Below are 19,462 nucleotides of genomic sequence, written 5' to 3'. Positions count from 1 at the left end.
AGCGTGCCGTAAACCTTCGTTTTCGGCAAGATGCTATTGTCCGGTTGGCATCATCTGCACTTCGGCCATGGTCTGCATATTTTCACAGCCTCCCCCTAACCGTATGCCGCGTACCGGGCATGCGTCCAGATAGTCGATACCCACGGCAAGCTTAAGGTGCTGATTTGGCAAACGGGTGTTATTGGTGACGTCGAAGCTGTGCCAGCGTTCGTCGACCCAGGCTTCGGCCCACGCATGAGTAGCGACATGGCTAGAATCTTCGCTGTAGAGATAGCCACTGACATAGCGTGCCGGAATATTCAGGCTGCGGCAGCAGGCCAGAAACACATGGGTGTGATCCTGGCAAACACCGGTACCGGTCGCGAAGGCTTGGGCAGCACTGTCGGTGACGCTGGTGGAACCTGGGCCGTAAGGCATTTTCAGCAACAGTTCGCTCATCAGGTGTTCCAGCCCGTCGAGCACCGCGTGTGGTTGGTAATAGCGTAGGGCAAAGGCCTGTATCGCACTGTCGGGCTGGGTCAACGGGCTGTGGCGCAGAAAGACCAACGGTGACAGATGCCCCATGACCTGATCTTCTGCCCCGTCTTCAATCTCCACCACGCCATGGGCCTGAATGGTAATCGCCTGATGCGGATGGTCCAGCGTCAGTACATGCAGCACGTTGCCGAAGGCGTCAGTGGTGCATACCGCATCTTCCGGTAGCGTCAGTTGCCAGGAAATGATGCGTTGATGCTCTGAGTCCTGTGGCGTCAGGCGCAGATACTGGGTGCTACGCTGTACCTGTTGGGCGTAGGTATAATGGGTATTGTGCTCAATGTTCAGTTTCATTGTGCCTCCAGATAAGTGTGATGGACGCTCTCCGCGATACCGCCAATTTGCCCAAGAAACGCTTCTAACCAGTCGTTCAGCCCAACCTCATTCAGGTCTTTCATGCTGCTGAAACGCAGTTCGGCGTGCAGTGTATGTGCCAGCCGGCGTGGCTGATTTGAACGGTTACCGCCAATTTGCTCCAGCTGCTGCACCATATCGCCGACGCAGGCCAGCAGGGAGCGCGGGATTTCATTACGCAAGATCATCAGTTCGGCAATGGTGTCCCGGCTGAGCTGCTGCTTGTAGATGCTGTGATAGGCTTCGCGTGCGCTGACTGCCCGCAGCAGTGTGTCCATGCGGTAATACTCACGTACCGGGTCGCCGTCGCTGTCCATCAAGGTATTCTTGACACCCAGCAGGCGTGCGGTGCTGTCGGCCCGTTCCAGCAGGGTACCGAGGCGGATAAAGCACATGGCATCGCTGCGCAGTAGGGTGCCAAACATGGCACCGCGAAACAGGTGTGAGCGTTCTTTCACCCAATCGAAAAAGGCATCTGCGCCCACCGAACCGATGCCCTGACGGCGGATCAGCTTCATCTCGATCCAGGTCGCGTTAATGCACTCCCAAACCTCGGAAGACAGGCTGCCGCGCACCGCATGGGCATTGTTCCACCCCATTTGCAGACAGCTGTAAATGCTACTGTGATTGCGGCTGTCGAGTGCAAAAAAACTCACCAGATTGGCCATGGTCAGGTCGGGATAGGCGGCGGCATACAACTGCCCGGTACTGGTCAGATTGAGTGGCACCTGCAAATCCTGATCTTCGCTGTCGCGGATCGGCATCATCGACAGCTTATTAGTGACATCGAGCACCCGGGCAATGCTTTCTGCCCGCTCCAGATAACGGGCCATCCAATAGAGTTCACTGGCAGTTCGGCTCAGCATACGTCGTCCTCCAACACCCAGGTATCCTTGGTTCCCCCGCCTTGCGACGAGTTGACCACCAGCGAACCTTGCGCCAGCGCCACACGTGTCAGACCACCGGGCACCAGTCGAATTTCGGCACCGCTGAGGGCAAATGGCCGCAGATCGATATGTCGTGGGGCCAGGCCTTCGTTGACGAAAGTCGGACAGGTCGACAGCGCCAGTGTATTTTGCGCAATGTAGTTATGGGGTTTGGCTAACAGCAAGGTGCGGAAATGGGCGATTTCGTCTTTGGTCGCTGCCGGGCCGATCAACATGCCGTAGCCACCGGCCCCGTGGACTTCTTTCACCACCATCTGATCCAGATTTGCCAGCACATACGACAGCTCATTCTTGTGGCGACATTGCCAGGTCGGCACATTGTTGAGGATCGGCTCTTCTTGCAGATAGAAACGCACCATGTCAGGCACATACGGATAGATCGATTTATCGTCGGCCACGCCGGTACCAATGGCGTTTGCCAGTACCACGTTGCCGGTGCGGTAAACCGACAGCAGCCCCGGAACACCGAGCATTGAGTCAGGGCGGAACGCCAGTGGATCGAGGAAAGCGTCATCCACCCGGCGGTAAATGACATCCACCTTGCATGGTCCGGCGGTGGTACGCATAAACACGGCGCCGTCCTTGACGAATAGATCAGCGCTTTCAACCAGCTCAACCCCCATCTGCTGTGCCAGGAAACTGTGTTCGAAATAGGCGCTGTTAAAGCGGCCCGGTGTCAGTACCACGACCGTGGGATCGTTAATCGGCGAGCTTTCACGCAGGGTTTGCAGCAGGTGCGATGGATAGCGCTCCACCGGTGCAATACGTTGCTGGGCGAACAGTTCGGGGTACAGGCGCATCATCATCTTGCGGTTTTCCAGCATGTAGGAAACGCCGGAAGGGGTACGCAGGTTATCTTCCAGCACGTAATACTGGCCATCGCCGTTGCGCACCATATCCACGCCAACGATGTGCGCGTAAATATTGCGGTGCAGATCGACGCCTTGCATACAGGGCTGATATTGATCATTAGCCAGCACCTGTTCTGCCGGAATGATCCCGGCTTTCAGAATGTGTTGTTGGTGGTAAATGTCGTGAAGAAAGGCGTTTAACGCCTGGACGCGTTGGCGAATACCGCGATCGAGCATCGCCCATTCGCTGGCGGGAATGATACGTGGCACACTATCAAACGGGATCAATCGTTCGGCACCATCATCCTCACCATAGACATTAAAGGTAATCCCCACTCGGTGAAACAGCAGTGCAGCTTCTTCCCTTTTGCGCTGAATGGCCTTTTGATCGGCCTGTTGCAGCCAGTGCCAGTAAGCTTCGTAGTGACCCCGGTGTTTACCCTCAGCCAGAAGCATCTCATCAAAAAACGGTGAAGCGGACAGATCGATATTTAGCATCATCACCTCGTCGACATTGCAGGCTGTAAACGGATCCAGCATAAAATGTGCCAAGGTGATAAAGGGGCGAAAATGGCGCGAAACCACGGTTTTTCGCCGATAAAGAGCACACTTTAGGTGCAGTCAAAGAAGAGGTTGCCTTAAAACAGGGCGAAACTACGGTAAGTGTGGGCCAGAGTGATCGTTAGTGGCGCGCCATTAGAGGGACATGCTGTAACTGGAATAAATAAAAACGGCCAGCCGAGGGCTGACCGTTGGTCGCGTGCGTGGTCGTGGAATTAACGACGAACGGCGATGGCTTCGATTTCGATTTTCACGTCTTTTGGCAGACGCGCCACTTCGACGCAAGAACGGGCCGGGAACGGCGCGCTGTGCTCGGTAAAGAAGCTTTCGTACGCGGCGTTGACGGTGGCGAAATCGTTCAGGTCTTTGACGAAAACCGTGGTTTTCACGATATCGGCGACTTTCAGGCCGGCAGCTTCAACGATTGCTTTAACGTTTTCCAGTGACTGGCGTGCCTGAGCGGCGACGTCGTCGGCAACGGCGCCGGTTTTAGGATCAACCGGGATCTGACCGGAAGTGATGATCATGCTGCCCAGATCAACGCCCTGCACGTAAGGACCAATGGCTGCCGGGGCGAGTTCAGTGCTAATGTTACGTGACATTTTTTCTCCTAATTTACCCTTCGTCTTTCAAACCGCAGCGTTGTTGACTGCGTGTGCTCACCCCAGTCACTGACTTAAGTCAGTGACTGGGAATTCCCACACTTGCCGCCTCGCTGCGGCTCGAAATCCATTGGGTAATAAACGTGGGTATTTTCTTCAGTGACTCATTATAGGGAGTGGCGAGCAGATTAACAGCGCCGTTCCCGGTCAATAGGCATATTTCAGTCTGCCTGTAACACCACCTGATGTTCGAACTCTTTCTCGCAGTAACGGCACTTCAGATGTACGTCACCGTCGCGGGATTTTACGCTAAAGCTGGACGACACCGGTTCGCTGCGGCTGATGCAGTTGCTGTTCGGGCAGGTCAGCACGCCGTCGATATGATCCGGCAGGCTGAGGGTAAGTTTACGCACCACTTCGTAATTATCGATGCGGTTGACCGTGGCTTTGGGAGCATACATCGCCAATTGGTTAGCCTGTTGTTCCGTCAGGAATGTGTTCTCGATTTTGATCAGGTCTTTGCGGCCCAGCTCATTGGAGGGCAGGTTCAGGCCGATAGTGATGCGCTGATCGGTGGCAGTCAATTTGAACAGCGTCAACAGCTTAAAACCTATCTGTGCCGGAATGTGGTCAATCACCGTACCGCATTTGATCGCTTCAACCTGCAGTTTATTATCGTGAGTCATGACGGTTCCCCCTTAAAGAGCCAAATCTGCGTTTAATACCAGTGCCAACAGTGCCTGACGGGCGAAAATACCGTTACCTGCTTGCTGGAAATAGTAGGCGTACGGTGTTTTATCCACGTCGGTGGTAATCTCGTCAATGCGTGGCAGTGGGTGCAAGACTTTGAGATTGGTGCGTGCATCCGCCAGATCCGCTGCACGCAGGACGAACTGCGCCTTCACGTTAGCGTATTCGGAAGGATCCAGACGTTCTTTCTGCACCCGGGTCATGTAGAGAATATCCAATTCAGGAACCACTTCTTCAATGCTGCTGTGCAAGCTGTATTGGATGCCTTTCTCTTCCAGCATTTTCAGGATATAGGTCGGCATGGCCAACGCGTCCGGGGCGATGAAGAAGAAGCGGTTGCCTTCAAATTTAGCCAGCGCCTGTGCCAGCGAGTGCACGGTACGTCCGTATTTCAGGTCGCCCACCATAGCAATGTTGATATTGTTCAGGCGGCCCTGGGTTTCTTGAATGGTAAACAGATCGAGCAGTGTTTGTGTCGGATGCTGGTTGGCGCCGTCACCGGCGTTGAGCACCGGAATACCCCCGGAGAATTCGGTTGCCAGTCGTGCAGCACCTTCCTGTGGGTGGCGCATCACGATGGCGTCGACGTAGGTACCAATCACCGAGATGGTATCAGCCAAGGTTTCGCCTTTCTTGCCGAGTGAGGTGTTGCTGCCGTCGGCAAAACCAACCACTGAAGCTCCCAGGCGGTGCATCGCGGTTTCAAATGACAGGCGGGTACGGGTTGATGCTTCAAAGAAGCAACTGGCAATGACCTTGTGCTTTAGCAGTTCAGGCTGTGGATTGGCTTTCAGGCTGGCAGCGGTGCGTAGCACCAGTTCCAGATCCTCGCGGCTGAGATCGTTAATAGAGATGATATTTTTGTGATACAGCGGGTTGGCCATTTTTCACTCTCCTCGATGCATGCCCGTGGCGCGGGAATGCCCGTTATCTTTCGAACCACAGCGGCGTTGGCTTCTCGTTTTTACCCCAATCACTTAGTTGATTAAGCTCCTGGGATACCATCGGTTGCTGCCTGGCTGCGCCCCGAAATCTATTGGGCATAATTTTTTAAGGCAAAAAAAAGCCCCTCAACGAGGGGCTTGAAAAGATCGGTTTAGCAACAGGAGAAATAACGGCAGTTGGCTGCCGATTGGCAGTCGGTTTTGTCGGTTGTGGCTAACAAAACAAACGTCGTTTTTCATGCTTTCTCCTGGCAAATTGTCGCGCATTATACTCGCGCTTTTGGACACTGCAAGTGCTAAAACGCCGATTTTTTGTCATTTCGCAATCGATTGGCTGGTGGATTTGATGTGTTGCTTTTAGATACATGCGAATAGCGCGAGGATCAGTGAGTTCGTCGTAGCAAAATAACCAGCACGAAAATACCGCCAAGGCCGGCGGTAATAATCCCAATGGGAAGTTCCTGTGGCGCGATGATGACACGGCTTAGGAGATCTCCGGCGGAGAGCAATATAGCCCCCAATATGCCAACTAGCGGCAGCAGACGGCGGTGACGGACGCCGGTGAATGGGCGTGCCAGGTGGGGGACCATTAAACCGACAAACCCAATGACTCCGGTTAAGGCGACCAGCAGTGCAGTCGCCAGTGAACAACACAGAAATACCTCGGTGCGTAAGCGATTCGTGTTAATGCCCAGGGTGCCTGCGGTTTGTTCTCCCGCCAGTAAGCCATCCAGTGAACGCCAGCGGAACGCGATCAATATCACCAGTAACAGCAGCGCTATCACTGCAAAAATCAGGTTGTCCCAACGTGCTAACCCCAGCCCACCCAACGTCCAGAAGAGTACGCTGCTGGCTGCCCGTTGATCACCGGAAAACACCAAATAATTTGTGAAGGCGCCGAATAAAAAAGAGACCGCCAGGCCGCAGATAATCAATTTCTCGGTGCCTTTCTGCGATTGCGTCACAAAAATAATCATCACCACGGCAGCGGAGAGCATGCCGCCGACAAAAGAGGAAACCGGTAATGTCCACGCCCCGAGGCTATCACCGAGGCGGGTAATCACCAGCACGACGCCAGCAGAGGCGCCAGAAGAGAGACCAAATAAGAACGGATCGGCCAGATCATTACGGGTCGTGGTTTGTAATAGTGCACCGACCAGCGCCAACCCGGCACCTGCCAGCAACCCGAGCAAGGTGCGTGGCAAACGCAGTTCCAGCACAATGCTTTTAATCATTGGCGGCACCTCACCAGGGGTAATGCCTAGCGCAGCCATCACCTGAGTGAAAGAGAGTGCCACACTCCCTTGTGCGACATTGGCGAGGATGAGCCCTGCCAACAACAGCGGGGCAATGACCCAGACCAACCTAAAACGCGTTGTTTCCGACATTAGCTGACGGCAGCGGGATAAAGGGCGTGAGCCAGTTTGTGGATAGCCTCAATATTGACAGGGCCCGGCGTCAATTCCTGATATTTTAATTTCAAATAACGGTGGTGGATGACAGCGAGGGTTTTCTTCATCAGTGGATGTTGTTCGAGAAAACGCTGTCGTACGTCGGTATCGTGATTCGTCTCCGACTGGTAATCCACCAGGATGATAAATTCAGGTTCAGTTGCTGCGACACTTTCCCAGTTGGTGGTCGTCCAACTGGTGTTTAGAGTATCCATCACATTCTTCGCTCCCGCGGCCTCAATGATGGCTGTTGGCATTGCGTAAGCGCCGCTGGTAAAGGGTTTATCCTCACCAGAATCGTAAAGAAACACTTTGACGGGTTTTTGCGTCGCAATTTTGCGATGGATATCCACGACCTGCTGCTTCCAGCCATTGACCTGTTTCTCCGCATCTTCCTGTTTACCGAATACTTTACCGAGCCTGATCATATCGTCGTAGAGCAAATCCATACTGGCCCGTGGACGATGGCCGTCGACGTGGATACAGCTTTCACTCAGTACCAGCGTTTTGATATTAAATTTTGCCAGCGCTTGCGGGGTCACGTTACCCCGAAGCCCATAGTTCCAGCCGGCGAAGAACAAATCAGGGCTCACGGCGAGCAGATTTTCGATCGTCGGATATTTCGGTGCCAGTTCAGGAATAGCGCCCTGTTGTTGCGTGAATTCAGGGATGTTTTTATACCAACCGGAGATCCCTGTGACACCGACAATGGCGGGCTGTAAATTCAGGGCAAACGCCATTTGCGACATATTAATGTCTTGAATAACGGCACGTTGTGGGGGTTGGTTAAAGGTAAGGGGCTGGCCACAGTTGTCCACCGTGACAGGAAAACCAGAAGCAGCGGCACTGCCTGAGGTGAATATCAGTAATGCGGCGAGGGCGAACTTTTTCACATCGACTCCAGATTCATCACACCGAAGGACCATTGAGATCGCTTTGGCGTCGGTTTCTGGCCTCGCGTCAACCTTCACCCTGCGGGTGTCTTGTCTAAGGTGTCGTCAGCATTAAAGCCGTGGAAGACGGTGGAGAAATATCACGCCACTTCCCGGATAACCGCGTGGGTTAAATCGGCAAAACCGAAGCCAGCAACCTGGCCCGTTGATCAGGGTGGCAACATACCTGAATAACGCACATGGCAAATGTAGTTAGATCAAACAACGGTCGATTGTGATGATTTCACCGGCATTATGTCGGTAACGCCTCGAAGAAACGTATTGCTTTGCCGGTTTCCGGGTGACGTGCTTGCAGAGATCGCATACCAAACACCTGTTGCAGGTGCACTGACTCCAGCACGCTATCAGGACGGCCATAACAAACGATCTTGCCTTCATTCATCATGATGACGTTGTCAGAAAAGGGCTGTACCAACTCAAGATCATGCAACACTTTTAGCGTGGCTATCTTTTTTTGCTGGATCAGCGACAGCAGTTGGTGCCGGGCGAGTGGATCGAGATGGTTAGTGGGTTCATCAAGCAATAACAACACGGGCTGCTGCGCCAGGACGCGTGCAAACCCTGCACGCTGGCGTTCACCACCAGAAAGCTTACTCAACGGCATATGTTGCAGATGGCGGATACCCACGTCATCCATTGCCTTTGCAATAATGCGTTGGTGCTGTGACTGCACGCTATCGGCCTGCCAGGGCAGACGACCAAGGGCAACATACTCGTTAACTTTAAGGCGTAAATCAGCGTTATCGTGTTGGGTGAGCAACGCAATAGCGCGGGCGCGTTGATGGGGTTTTAAGGCGGATAAGCGATCCCCCCGGAAAAGGATTTCACCGTCACTCGGCGTTAACTCGCAGGTAATGAGCCGTAGTAATGTGGATTTTCCACTGCCGTTTGGGCCGATGATGGTAACTGACTCACCTTGCTGAAGCGTAAACGTGATCCCATTAATCCGTGGCGCTTCCCCTGGGCGAGCCAGGGAAAGATTCTTCACCGATAAAAGACTGTCGGTGGGCAGGTTATTCATGAAATATCCTTTTCCGTTATCAGAAAAATGTCTCAATGGTTTCGATGACATTGTAATCATCATCAATCAAAAATAACGTTTTCCATTTATCAAAGGTCAGGCACGGGTGCGATGTGGCGAACACCAGTATATCGCCGACCTGTACCGGGAACTCTGCCGGGCAGCTCAGCATGGCGTGCTGATCCATAATCCCCTGGGTCGTCAGGTGCTGGACGCCGCTCTGTTGCTGAACACCACTGCGGTAATGGGCGATTGGTTGCGGCAAGCCGGCGTCGAAAGCGGCATCGCGCTTGCCGAAATTGACGATAACCCGGCCCGGTTCCGGGACTGACTGCACCAGCGCAATCAATTCCAGTGCTGAGGTTAACTCGCCCGCCAGATCACAGGCGTAGCTGTCACGGGCCAACACGGCATTTTGCGCGTCTTGGTAAATCCCCTGATCGTGGGTGATGTAACAGCCGGGGCGGATCACCAGGCGGCAGTTTGCCGGCAGTGTTTCTTGGCACCAGACGCTGCAAACCACGTCATACCAGGAGGAACCGGCACCGGTCAGGAGGGTTTCCTCACCGGAAAAAACTCCTTGCTGGTGCAGTTCACGCAACAGGCCGGCAGCATCACGCAGGAATCGCTCGATTTTTTGCTGGGCGTTGTCACCGTGCATTACCCCTTCATACAACTCTATACCTTGTAAGCGCAAACCGGGCAGCGCGGCGATCTCATGCGCCAGCTGTTTTGCCTGCACAACGCTACGGCAGCCACAGCGACCGCCGGGTACACCTAATTCCAATAATACGTCCAGCGTTTGGCCATGTTGACTGAAAAAGGCTGAGAGGGCCTGCGCATTGCTTAGACTGTCGATACAGCAAAAGAAAACCGTATTGGGATGCTGAGTCTTCAACTCGGCGATCAGCTGCATGTTGGCTCTACCGACCAGTTGGTTGGCCATCAACACTCGCGGTACGCCTGCGTCCATTGCTACTTTTGCTTGCCAGGCGGAGCCGACACCAATTGCCCAGGCACCTTGTGCCACCTGACGCTGGAAGATCCATGGTGTCATGGTGGTTTTGCCATGCGGGGCCAGAGAGACACCGCGCGCATCGGCATAGCTTTGCATCCAGGCAATATTGCTTTCCAGGCTGTTGCGCTTAATGGCGACAGCGGGCAGGCAGACATCTTCGTTAATCAGGTTCGCCGGATTGTTTGGGTCAGCGTGCATCACGGCGGCTTTGTGGGTAACGGTGAAATTTTTTTGGTATTTCATAACATTATCCTTTTGGTATTCTATCTATTTTGAATTATGTATCTTTATTTATGGTATTGATTTAATTTGTTTTTTAATTTTACTGTTCTGTTTTTAGGTACAAAGTATCATTTTTAGGTCTGTTTTTTGTGTAGTCTTCCACTGTTTTTTTGCATTGTAAATGACAAACTTTAACCACTATAAGGTGAGGCGATGGGTGTTGAGATCGACATTATTTCGCGTATTACGGAGCGTTTTATCGAGCTAAGTAGCGCCGAAAAACGCATTGCCCAATTCATCCTGGACGATACCCAAGCGGTGATCGCCTTACCGATAGCCGAACTGGCTCGGCAGGCCAGCGTTAGCCAAGCCTCAATCACGCGTTTTGCCAAAATGTTGGGGTGTAAGGATGTGCGCGATCTTAAGGTCAAACTGGCGCAGTCGTTGGCAGTCGGGCAGCGATTTATTCATGAAGAGCCTGATCTGGAAGGGATACAGGGGATTTATGAAACCATCATCAATGTCCTGAACGTCAACCGGCGGGCGATCGATGAGCCAGCCTTGGCAAAGGCGGTGGGGTGGCTCAGTGATGCCCGGCAAATTGTGGCAATAGGCATGGGGGGCGGTTCAACCATATGCGCTGCGGAGGTACAGCATCGCCTGTTCCGACTTGGGTTACCGGTGACGGCGCAGAGTGATGGTTTGTTGGTGCGGATGATGGCGGCGGCGGTGGCGAAGCACGATGTGGTAGTGGCGCTGTCATTGGGCGGTTACACGCAAGACGTGGTGGAAAGTGCGGCCATAGCACGGCAGTACGGTGCCAAAGTAGTGGCGATCACACCTGCTGGAACGCCACTTGCGGCGCAAGCTGACGCGTTGCTGCCGCTGGTGGTGCATGAGAATGATTACATCTACAAACCCAGCACATCGCGCTACGCCATGCTGGCGATGGTGGACGTGTTGGCGACGTCACTGGCCGTGGCGAATAAACGTCAGTCCAGAGACCGGCTGCGCCGTATCAAGTTGGCGTTGGACAGCCATCGCGGCGGAGCCGATCGACAGCCGTTGGGGGATTGAGCCCGTGGCCCACAGACAATAACGGAAGGATGATGATTCATGCGGTATCAGTATCTGTTTAAAAATGTCACGGTGATCGACGGCAGCGGTGGGCCGCAATACCGGGCAGATGTTGCGGTAAAAGACGATCGCATTGCCGAGATTGCCCCCTGCATTGAGGCTGATTCTGAGGTAGTGATCGATGGCCGGGAGCGGGTGTTGTCGCCGGGATTTATTGACGTGCATACCCATGATGATACCAACGTGATCCGCATGCCTGAGATGCTGCCGAAGATTTCACAGGGGGTCACGACGGTGATTGTCGGCAACTGTGGTATCAGCGCGGCCGGAGCGGTGATCAAAACCCACGTGCCTGACCCGATGAACCTGCTGGGAGAGAAGGCGCACTTCGTGTACCCAACGATTACTGACTATCGTCAGCAAATTGAACATGTGACCCCTGCGGTGAACGTGGCGACGCTGATTGGGCATACCACGTTGCGTAGCAACCAGATGGATGACCTGTTTCGACCGGCTACGGGCGAAGAGATTGCTGCCATGCGCGAACAGTTACGGGCCGCGTTGCAACAAGGCGCGCTGGGGCTGAGTACGGGGTTGGCGTACGCTTCAGCGTTTTCGGCACCTACCGAAGAGGTCATGGCGCTGGTAGAGGAACTGGCCGATGAGCAGGGGATTTACACCACCCATCTGCGTTCGGAGTTTGAACCCATACTCGACGCCATGGATGAGGCATTCCGCATTGGCCGCCATGGCCGGGTGCCGGTGGTGATCTCGCACCATAAATGCGCGGGAGCCAAAAACTGGGGCCGTACGCAAGAGACGCTAAAGCTGTTCGACAAAGTACGCCAGACGCAGGATGTCTCCTGTGACTGTTATCCCTATTCTGCCAGTTCATCCACACTGGATCTAAAACAGATCACCGATGAATTCGATATCGTCATCACCTGGTCCGAGCCGCATCCAGAGATGGCGGGACAGTCTTTGCGCGACATCGCCGGTACCTGGTCGATGAGCCTGGTTGATGCAGGCAAGCGACTGATGCCGGCAGGGGCGATTTACTACAACATGGACGAGCAGGACGTGCGTCGGGTGTTGAGTTATCCGTTGACCATGGTGGGATCGGATGGCTTACCGAACGATCCGATGCCACATCCGCGTCTGTGGGGCGCCTTTCCGCGGGTACTTGGTCATTACAGTCGTGACGAAGGGTTGTTCCCCTTGACCGTTGCGGTGCACAAAATGAGTGGCATGTCCGCGGCGCGCTATCAGTTGCCACAGCGCGGGCTGATCAAAACAGGGTATTACGCCGATTTGGTACTGTTTGATGCGTTAAAAGTGAAAGATAGCGCGACATTCAGCCATCCTCAGCAACCCGCCGCCGGGATCGACGCGGTGTGGGTGAACGGTGTACTCAGTTACGAACATCAGGCCGTTACTGGCCTGCGCGCCGGGCGGTTTTTGCACCGCCAAGGCAAATAAATCGACAGGAGTAAGGCATGACGATCAAAAGATACGGCGTTGACGGTGGTACCGGGACCGGTGGGCAGCACCTGCCTTTTGCCAGAGCAGTAGAGGCGGGCGGTTGGTTGTATATTTCCGGTCAGACACCGATGAAAGACGGTGAAGTGGTTGAAGGTGGGATTATTGAGCAGTCCCGTCTGGCGATCCAAAACTGCCTGGATATCATGATGGAAGCGGGATATGGCCTGGAGGATGTGGTGCACGTTAAGGTTATTCTGACCGACGCGCGTTATTTCCAGTCATTCAATAAAGTGTTCCGTGAATTTTTTGCGGCTCACCCACCGGCACGTATTTGTGCCGTCGCGGATTTGGTAGTGGATTGCAAAGTTGAAGTGGATATTACCTGCTATAACGCTGCACGCATTACCCGCTAGTGGGTGACGAAACGATCATGTTTAATGGTTTCATTGTGTGATGCGCTGCAAAAAATCAGGCCTACGGAGGGGCCTGGTTCACCTTCATCGACCTAATGGGCTAAAAGAGGTTGTATTATGAATACCTATCAACCGATTGATTGCGATCTCCATGACCATTTGGAAATCGCCTGCTTATATTCTTGGGTATTAAAAATTGAGTTAGACGATGGGAAGGTAATAACCGCTAAATCCATCACCACGCTGACACGGCCTGGCGACGGCGAGTTTCTTATTCTGGATGATGATGGGGAAAGAGTGAGTATCCGTCTTGATTATATTCATGCCATAACTCATCTGGATAAAAATAAGCCGGCTCATCGCATTGTTTTTAAATAAAGAGTTGATATTACCCTGGTCAAGAAAATTGCCCCGTTATAGAAGAGGCGGCGCTGGCCGCCTCGTCTATCCCACGTCTTAAAGACGCCGCCTTTATTTGCTGACGCGATCGTAATAGACCATGTCGGCATTCAGACCCTGCTGATAGCCTTTGACGTTATCGCGCAGCACCACTTCGGTTTTTGCCTGATCGATAAAGACATACGGCGAACTGCGCTGTAGCTCCTGCTGCATTGCGGTATACAGCGCGGTGCGCTTGGCAGGATCGGCTTCGGCCACGGCCGCCAGCGTCTGTTTGCTAAGCTGCGGGATCTGCCAACCATTGAGGCCTGCGACGGTGCTGGTCTTGCCGTCGTTATAGGCGAAGGCACTGGCATTGGAGTGGGCGTCGAAGTAGTCCGGGATCCACAAACGGATCGCTGCCTGATGCTGTTTGGCTCGGACACGTGAATAGACCTGGCTGCCAGCAGCCGGCAACAGTTCGACCTTCACACCTCCTTCGGCAAAGCTGGCTTGTAGCGCCTGCGCGATGGTGATAAACGGCGGTTTGTTCTCTACGTCCAGCGTCAGCGAGGCATTGGTGATACCAGCCTTGGCAAGAATCGCCTTGGCTTTTGCCGGATCGAAGCTGAACGGATTGTCTTTCAGTGCACCCGGCAACCCGACGGGCAGGAAGCTCTGATGCACAAAATATTGGCCTTTCAGTAAATCCTTCGTGATGCCCTGGTAGTCAATGAGATAACGGGCGGCTTCCCAGAAGGCCGGATTTTTCAGCAAGGGGTTAGCGGTATTACCGGTGTTGAACACCAGGTAGTTCTGCTCGGCTGAAGGGATCTCCAGCACCTTCACACCCGCTTGATTCTTCAATGCGACAGTTTGGTCCGGGCCAAGCTCACGCGCCACGTCGGCGTCGCCTTGCTGGATCAGCAGGCGACGGGTGGCGGAGTCCGGCACGCTTTTAATGATAATGCTTTTCAACAGTGGCTTACTGCCCGGCGACGTCGGGTTAGCGTCCAACACAATCGCCTGATGGGGTTGATAGACGCGCATTTTAAATGGCCCGCTACCCGCAGAGTGCATTTTTAGCCAGGCGTTGCCATAGTCACCGTCTTTGATATTGGATTGCACTGCCTTGCTGTCGACGATCGACGCGATAGGCGTAGAGAGAATATTCAGTGCTACCGCCGGGCTGACGTTCGCCGTCCAGCTCAGTTGCAAACTGTGGTCATCGATTTTCTTCAGGTGTGCATCGATGTTATCCGGCTGCCAGCCGAGCACGTTAAGGATAAACGCCGGTGATTTGTTCATCTTCACGGCACGGCTGTAGGAAAAGATCACATCATCGGCAGTGAGTGGGTTACCGGAAGCGAATACCGCCTGTGGGCGCAATTTTATCGTCAGCGTTTTCGCCGCGACATCGCCCTGCCAGCTTTCTGCCAGTACTGGTATGACTTTCGCCGGGTCATCGCGATCCGCCTGTACCAACCGCTGATACAGGCTTGGTACGGTCTGGATGCTGGACAATTCGTTGGCTTCCGCTGGATCGAGGCTGACAATATCGTCCAGCGATTGCACCACCACCAGTGTGTTGGGGGGTGTCGCGGCCAATGCGGTAGTAGACAGAGCAGCAAGTACGAATAGCGGCAGGACTTTGGCTTTCATTGATGTTTTCCCTTAAATGCACCGTGATCTCCGGTGCCGAGAACGCATTGTTATCATTGGTTTTCGCAGCGTTTTCGCCGTCAGCATGCACGGTAGAACCTTTACTGATGGCTGACAAAGGCTAATCGGCTATTTTATATGACAAAAAACACTATAAGACGGCGGGCAAGGATTCGCTAACGTAGGTGGGAATAAAGCCCTCATTGAGAAAGGGCTTTGGGGGCAATCAGAGGGCGGAGCTGGTTTCCAGCAAGGCTTTCAGACGTTGATGCAGTTGAGCGACATAGCGGGTATCCCGCGGTGCGACCCACACCACATTGCTGCTGGCGATAACACCCAATACGGCGGGCCAGGCGCAAAGATCAATAATGCGTGCCATGGCTTTTGCATAGCCAGAATTCATGTGGATCAGCACAAAATTGTCGTTATGCTCGACATCAATCAGCATGGCTGACAACGGCTCGCTGATACACGGGGCTGGATGATGCAGCGCATTAAGAGAGTAGACCTTTTTCCCTTTGGCGTTTTGCACCTTCATTACCCCCAGTGCTTTCAGCAGACGGGAAACGGTCGACTGACTGATGCCTGGATAACCCCCTCGTATCATTTCACTGCGGATTTCCTCCTGTGATGAATAGCGTTGGCTTACGACCAGCTTGCGGCACAATGCCAGTTTCCGTTGTTCTTTCTCCCACAGGGTTTCTATTTTATTCGCCATTATGTTGCCTTGGTTTAAAAATGAGTGACAACTCTATATAAATCAATGCAATGAAGATGGGTTAACCGAGGGTGATATGACCCGTCGCAATCATATAAAGGGTAATAAGGGCGACAATGACCAAAAGAACGGCAATTAACGCTTCGTAGCCTTTCAACAACCGTTCTGCATGTTGATTTTTTTGATGCCAGAGGAAGACCAGCAAGCCAGGGACGAACAACAATGAGGTCAGTAACATCTGGCTGCCGGCGGCATAGCACAGCCAGAAACCGTAGACAGTGCCAATCAGCCCGAGGATCAGATCGCGGGTACGCGTTTCACCCGGTTGGTAGCTTTCACCGGTGATCGCCAGTTTCAGGCCATAGGCGGCGCTGAACAGATAAGGGGGGAGGATAGCGGCAGTCGCAATGGAGAATAGCGCCTGATAGCCCGCACTGTAGACCAGCGTCAGCAACAGGAAGAGCTGTATCAAACCATTGGTGATCCACAGCGACACTGCTGGCGAGCCATTGGTGTTGGTTTTGGTGAATATCTGCGGGAACATGCCGTCTTTGGCTGCGACGAACGGCAACTCTGCGGCGAACAGTGTCCAGGCGAGCAGCGCACCGGCTACCGACAGAATCACGCCGGCTGCGACAAAACGAGCCCCCCAAATGCCGACCACGGATTCCAGCACTCCGGCCATTGACGGATTTTTTAATCCGTTCAACGTTGCCTGATCGAGCACGCCCATCGACAACACGCTGACCAGGATATAAATCACCAGGCAACCCAGCAGACCGATCACCGTCGCTTTGCCGATATCGGCACGTCTGGCGGCCCGTGAGGAAACAACGGTGGCGCCTTCAATACCGATAAAGACCCAGGTGGTGACCAACATGGTGTTTTTTACCTGATCAAACAGGGCGGGATGGCTGCCGTCGACCACCATCATGCGGCCCCAGAAGTCTGCGGTAAAAATACCGATACGGAAGGCGATCACGACCGCCACAATAAACACCAACAACACCAGTACTTTGACTACCGTTAACACGGTATTGATCATGGCCGCTTCCTGCACGCCACGTAGCACCAACGCATGCACCAGCCATAGAACGATGGACGCGCCGAGGATTGATTGCCAGTTATTGCCCAGGCCGAACACCGGGAAGAAGAAGCTGAGGGCACTGAACAGCAGCACCGCATAAGACACGTTCCCCAGCCAGGCGGAGAACCAATAGCCCCAGGCAGACTGGAAGCCAATAAAATCGCCAAACCCGGCGCGAGCATAGCTGTAAATACCGCCCTCCAGCTGCGGACAGCGGGCACTGAGGTTCTGATAAATTAATGCCAGGCAGATCATCCCTATGGCGGTGATCAACCAACCGATCAGCAGTGCGCCTGGTGAGGCGACGGAAGCGAAATTTTGCGGCAGGCTGAACACGCCACCGCCCACCATGGATCCGATGACCAGCGCAATCAGGGCCACCAGCCCCAGTTTTTTTTCAGACATGAGGGTTCCTCCAGCTGCGCAGGGCAGCAGGAAAATAATGATTCAGAGGTAGAGAAGACGCGGCGGCAGACGATACCGCCGCGCCGTCAATCAGTCGCCGAGGGTGGCGACCATCACGGCCTTAATGGTGTGCATGCGGTTTTCCGCTTCATCGAACACAATGGAGTGGGCCGATTCGAACACGTCATCCGTGACTTCCAGCCCTTTCAGGCCATAAGCGAGCTCAATTTCCTTGCCTACTTTGGTCTGTTCGTTGTGGAAGGCCGGTAGACAATGCATGAATTTAACCTGTGGGTTACCGGTAGCTTTCAGCACCGCGGCATTAATCTGATAAGGCTGCATCAGGCTAACGCGTTCCGCCCATGCCTCTTTCGGTTCTCCCATCGATACCCACACGTCGGTATAGAGGAAATCGACACCTTTAACGCCTTCCTCAACCTGGTCGGTAACTGTGATATGCGCGCCGGTATCGCGGGCGATGTCTGCGCACTGTGCCAGCAGGGCTTCGTCCGGCCAAAACGCCTTAGGGGCGACCAGGCGGATATCCATGCCCATTTTTGCTGCGCCTACCATCAGCGAGTTACCCATGTTGTTGCGTGCATCTCCGAGGTAGGCGAAAGCGATCTGATCAAGGCTTTTGCCTGGTGCATGCTCCAGCATGGTCATCAGATCGGCCAGGATTTGTGTAGGGTGGAATTCGTCGGTCAGGCCATTCCATACTGGCACCCCGGCAAATTCGGCCAACTCTTCCACGATGGACTGCGCGAAACCCCGGTATTCGATGCCGTCATACATGCGGCCCAATACCCGCGCGGTGTCTTTCATCGACTCTTTATGGCCAATCTGGGAACCGCTTGGGCCGAGATAAGTCACCTGAGCGCCCTGATCGAACGCGGCTACCTCAAATGAACAGCGAGTGCGGGTAGAGGTTTTTTCGAAAATCAGCGCAATGTTTTTACCGCACAGTTGCTGCTTTTCTACATTGCCGTATTTGGCTTTTTTCAGCGTGAAGGCCAGGTCGATCAGGTATTGGATTTCATCGGTGTTGAAATCCAGCAGTTTCAGGAAATGACGGTGGCGTAAGTTAATGCTCATAATCTTGTTCCTCTCTGTTCAAAGCGTTGGCGTGATTAACGTGCCTTTCTCACCGGCCAGGATACGGGTGGCATCCTGTAGCGCGCCGATGCCGGCGATGCCCTGGGCGTAGCGTACAAAATGGCTGGCGGCCGAGATCTTCGGTCCCATCGATCCAGCGTCGAAGGTGATGCCGGCCAGATCGTCTGGCGTGACTTTGTCCAAAGCGCGTTGTTGTGGCGTACCCCAGCCGAGATAAACGGCATCGGCGTCGGTGAGGATAAGCAGTGCATCGGCCTTGATCTGCTCTGCCAGGAACGCAGCGGAAAGATCTTTATCGATCACGGCCTCAATGCCTTCCAGACGACCTTCACGGCGTAACACCGGGATGCCACCACCACCGGCGCAGATCACCAGATGCCTTTGGGCGATCAGGGTGTTAATCGCGTCGGTCTCGATGATGTTGAGCGGTTTCGGTGACGGCACTACGCGACGGAAATATTTGCCGTCTGGCTTGATCGTCCAGCCTTTCTCCAGGCTTAGTGCCAGTGCACTTTTCTGGTCATAGACCGGCCCGATGTATTTGCTGGGGTTGCCGAAGGCACTGTCGTCAGGGTCGACCTCCACCTGGGTCAGCAGGGCGCTAACCTGTTGCTTTGGCAGGCAGTTTTTAAGCTCCTGTAGCAGCAGATAGCCGATCATGCCCTGGCTTTCCGCACCCAGTACGTCCAGCGGGTAGGGGGCAACCTGCGGATAGGCATTATTTTGCAGTGCCAGTAAACCGACCTGCGGGCCGTTGCCGTGTACCAGTACGACGTTCCAGCTTTCGGTCAGTGCCGCAATCTGGCGGCTGGCAAGCAGGACGTTGCGGCGTTGGATATCCGCCTCAAGCGGTTCTCCGCGGCGCAGCAGGGCGTTCCCACCCAGGGCAATCACCACTGTGGGTTTAGTCATGATG

General features: G+C 54.0%; 19 protein-coding genes. 4 read left to right on the top strand and 15 right to left on the bottom strand.

The genetic code is table 11. From position 1 onward, the window contains the following. Positions 1-33: 33 nt before the first annotated feature. From SGR01S_RS10985 to SGR01S_RS10940, 10 genes are all read right to left on the bottom strand, one after another. Positions 34-828 (bottom strand): transglutaminase family protein, encoded by a 795-nt coding sequence (locus SGR01S_RS10985; RefSeq protein ID WP_061807465.1) that lies wholly within the window; start codon positions 826-828, stop codon positions 34-36. Next, a complete protein-coding gene (locus tag SGR01S_RS10980) occupies positions 825-1,754 on the bottom strand; it encodes an alpha-E domain-containing protein (protein WP_037426377.1) in 930 nt (309 codons plus the stop codon). Before SGR01S_RS10980 ends, SGR01S_RS10985 begins: the two co-directional genes overlap by 4 nt. Further along, positions 1,748-3,184 carry a circularly permuted type 2 ATP-grasp protein gene (locus tag SGR01S_RS10975; protein WP_037426416.1) on the bottom strand — a complete coding sequence of 479 codons (1,437 nt, stop codon included), beginning with the start codon at positions 3,182-3,184 and terminating at the stop codon, positions 1,748-1,750. Before SGR01S_RS10975 ends, SGR01S_RS10980 begins: the two co-directional genes overlap by 7 nt. A gap of 278 nt (positions 3,185-3,462) precedes the next feature. After that, positions 3,463-3,849 (bottom strand): 2-iminobutanoate/2-iminopropanoate deaminase, encoded by a 387-nt coding sequence (ridA, locus tag SGR01S_RS10970; RefSeq protein ID WP_017891419.1) that lies wholly within the window; start codon positions 3,847-3,849, stop codon positions 3,463-3,465. Between the two features lie 221 nt (positions 3,850-4,070). Continuing rightward, on the bottom strand, positions 4,071-4,535 hold the full coding sequence (gene pyrI, locus SGR01S_RS10965) for an aspartate carbamoyltransferase regulatory subunit (protein ID WP_020825003.1): 465 nt from the start codon (positions 4,533-4,535) through the stop codon (positions 4,071-4,073). Between the two features lie 12 nt (positions 4,536-4,547). Then, positions 4,548-5,483, bottom strand: a complete 936-nt coding sequence (pyrB, locus tag SGR01S_RS10960) for an aspartate carbamoyltransferase (protein ID WP_037426380.1) — start codon at positions 5,481-5,483, stop codon at positions 4,548-4,550. Positions 5,484-5,926: 443 nt separating this feature from the next. Further along, on the bottom strand, positions 5,927-6,931 hold the full coding sequence (locus SGR01S_RS10955) for a FecCD family ABC transporter permease (RefSeq protein ID WP_061807464.1): 1,005 nt from the start codon (positions 6,929-6,931) through the stop codon (positions 5,927-5,929). Next, positions 6,931-7,887, bottom strand: coding sequence for an ABC transporter substrate-binding protein (locus SGR01S_RS10950; protein WP_061807463.1), 957 nt, complete (start codon positions 7,885-7,887; stop codon positions 6,931-6,933). Before SGR01S_RS10950 ends, SGR01S_RS10955 begins: the two co-directional genes overlap by 1 nt. A gap of 292 nt (positions 7,888-8,179) precedes the next feature. Then, a complete protein-coding gene (locus tag SGR01S_RS10945) occupies positions 8,180-8,968 on the bottom strand; it encodes an ABC transporter ATP-binding protein (protein ID WP_061807462.1) in 789 nt (262 codons plus the stop codon). Between the two features lie 19 nt (positions 8,969-8,987). Further along, positions 8,988-10,229 (bottom strand): amino acid deaminase, encoded by a 1,242-nt coding sequence (locus SGR01S_RS10940; RefSeq protein ID WP_061807461.1) that lies wholly within the window; start codon positions 10,227-10,229, stop codon positions 8,988-8,990. 192 nt (positions 10,230-10,421) lie between these two features. Between SGR01S_RS10940 and SGR01S_RS10935 the strand changes: the two genes are divergently transcribed. The 4 genes from SGR01S_RS10935 (at position 10,422) to SGR01S_RS10920 (ending at position 13,558) form a co-directional block, all read left to right on the top strand. Beyond that, on the top strand, positions 10,422-11,285 hold the full coding sequence (locus SGR01S_RS10935; RefSeq protein ID WP_037426393.1) for a MurR/RpiR family transcriptional regulator: 864 nt from the start codon (positions 10,422-10,424) through the stop codon (positions 11,283-11,285). Positions 11,286-11,324: 39 nt separating this feature from the next. Then, on the top strand, positions 11,325-12,764 hold the full coding sequence (locus SGR01S_RS10930) for an N-acyl-D-amino-acid deacylase family protein (RefSeq protein WP_061807460.1): 1,440 nt from the start codon (positions 11,325-11,327) through the stop codon (positions 12,762-12,764). Positions 12,765-12,781: 17 nt separating this feature from the next. Then, the gene (locus tag SGR01S_RS10925; protein ID WP_061807459.1) at positions 12,782-13,180 is read left to right on the top strand and encodes a RidA family protein; all 399 of its coding nucleotides are present in this window, start codon (positions 12,782-12,784) and stop codon (positions 13,178-13,180) included. Positions 13,181-13,297: 117 nt separating this feature from the next. Continuing rightward, entirely contained in the window at positions 13,298-13,558 is a 261-nt protein-coding gene (locus SGR01S_RS10920; protein WP_037426404.1) for a Rho-binding antiterminator, read from the top strand. A 93-nt stretch (positions 13,559-13,651) separates the two neighbouring features. Here the strand turns inward: SGR01S_RS10920 and SGR01S_RS10915 are convergent, their stop codons facing one another. The 5 genes from SGR01S_RS10915 to arcC form a co-directional block, all read right to left on the bottom strand. Beyond that, a complete protein-coding gene (locus SGR01S_RS10915; RefSeq protein WP_061807458.1) occupies positions 13,652-15,220 on the bottom strand; it encodes an ABC transporter substrate-binding protein in 1,569 nt (522 codons plus the stop codon). 226 nt (positions 15,221-15,446) lie between these two features. Next, positions 15,447-15,938, bottom strand: a complete 492-nt coding sequence (locus SGR01S_RS10910; RefSeq protein WP_037426409.1) for an arginine repressor — start codon at positions 15,936-15,938, stop codon at positions 15,447-15,449. 61 nt (positions 15,939-15,999) lie between these two features. After that, the gene (arcD, locus tag SGR01S_RS10905) at positions 16,000-17,430 is read right to left on the bottom strand and encodes an arginine-ornithine antiporter (protein WP_061807457.1); all 1,431 of its coding nucleotides are present in this window, start codon (positions 17,428-17,430) and stop codon (positions 16,000-16,002) included. Positions 17,431-17,520: 90 nt separating this feature from the next. Next, complete coding sequence (gene argF / locus SGR01S_RS10900) at positions 17,521-18,525, bottom strand: ornithine carbamoyltransferase (RefSeq protein ID WP_061807456.1); 1,005 nt, start codon at positions 18,523-18,525, stop codon at positions 17,521-17,523. A gap of 18 nt (positions 18,526-18,543) precedes the next feature. Further along, positions 18,544-19,461, bottom strand: coding sequence for a carbamate kinase (gene arcC, locus SGR01S_RS10895; protein ID WP_440591199.1), 918 nt, complete (start codon positions 19,459-19,461; stop codon positions 18,544-18,546). Position 19,462: the final 1 nt, after the last annotated feature.

The organism is Serratia grimesii NBRC 13537 (assembly GCF_001590905.1).
GTDB classification, from domain to species: domain Bacteria; phylum Pseudomonadota; class Gammaproteobacteria; order Enterobacterales; family Enterobacteriaceae; genus Serratia; species Serratia grimesii.
The sequence above is the reverse complement of the archived record's forward strand: the minus strand, read 5'-3'. Positions and strand labels throughout refer to the sequence as shown.

Bases quoted from the DNA above. Each gene is read 5' to 3' on its own strand.
- argF (WP_061807456.1), bottom strand. From the start codon at position 18,525: ATGAGCATTAACTTACGCCACCGTCATTTCCTGAAACTGCTGGATTTC.
- SGR01S_RS10945 (WP_061807462.1), bottom strand. From the start codon at position 8,968: ATGAATAACCTGCCCACCGACAGTCTTTTATCGGTGAAGAATCTTTCC.
- SGR01S_RS10985 (WP_061807465.1), bottom strand. From the start codon at position 828: ATGAAACTGAACATTGAGCACAATACCCATTATACCTACGCCCAACAG.
- SGR01S_RS10925 (WP_061807459.1), top strand. From the start codon at position 12,782: ATGACGATCAAAAGATACGGCGTTGACGGTGGTACCGGGACCGGTGGG.
- SGR01S_RS10980 (WP_037426377.1), bottom strand. From the start codon at position 1,754: ATGCTGAGCCGAACTGCCAGTGAACTCTATTGGATGGCCCGTTATCTG.
- arcD (WP_061807457.1), bottom strand. From the start codon at position 17,430: ATGTCTGAAAAAAAACTGGGGCTGGTGGCCCTGATTGCGCTGGTCATC.
- SGR01S_RS10975 (WP_037426416.1), bottom strand. From the start codon at position 3,184: ATGCTAAATATCGATCTGTCCGCTTCACCGTTTTTTGATGAGATGCTT.
- SGR01S_RS10910 (WP_037426409.1), bottom strand. From the start codon at position 15,938: ATGGCGAATAAAATAGAAACCCTGTGGGAGAAAGAACAACGGAAACTG.
- pyrI (WP_020825003.1), bottom strand. From the start codon at position 4,535: ATGACTCACGATAATAAACTGCAGGTTGAAGCGATCAAATGCGGTACG.
- SGR01S_RS10915 (WP_061807458.1), bottom strand. From the start codon at position 15,220: ATGAAAGCCAAAGTCCTGCCGCTATTCGTACTTGCTGCTCTGTCTACT.
- SGR01S_RS10940 (WP_061807461.1), bottom strand. From the start codon at position 10,229: ATGAAATACCAAAAAAATTTCACCGTTACCCACAAAGCCGCCGTGATG.
- ridA (WP_017891419.1), bottom strand. From the start codon at position 3,849: ATGTCACGTAACATTAGCACTGAACTCGCCCCGGCAGCCATTGGTCCT.
- pyrB (WP_037426380.1), bottom strand. From the start codon at position 5,483: ATGGCCAACCCGCTGTATCACAAAAATATCATCTCTATTAACGATCTC.
- SGR01S_RS10920 (WP_037426404.1), top strand. From the start codon at position 13,298: ATGAATACCTATCAACCGATTGATTGCGATCTCCATGACCATTTGGAA.
- SGR01S_RS10930 (WP_061807460.1), top strand. From the start codon at position 11,325: ATGCGGTATCAGTATCTGTTTAAAAATGTCACGGTGATCGACGGCAGC.
- SGR01S_RS10935 (WP_037426393.1), top strand. From the start codon at position 10,422: ATGGGTGTTGAGATCGACATTATTTCGCGTATTACGGAGCGTTTTATC.
- SGR01S_RS10955 (WP_061807464.1), bottom strand. From the start codon at position 6,931: ATGTCGGAAACAACGCGTTTTAGGTTGGTCTGGGTCATTGCCCCGCTG.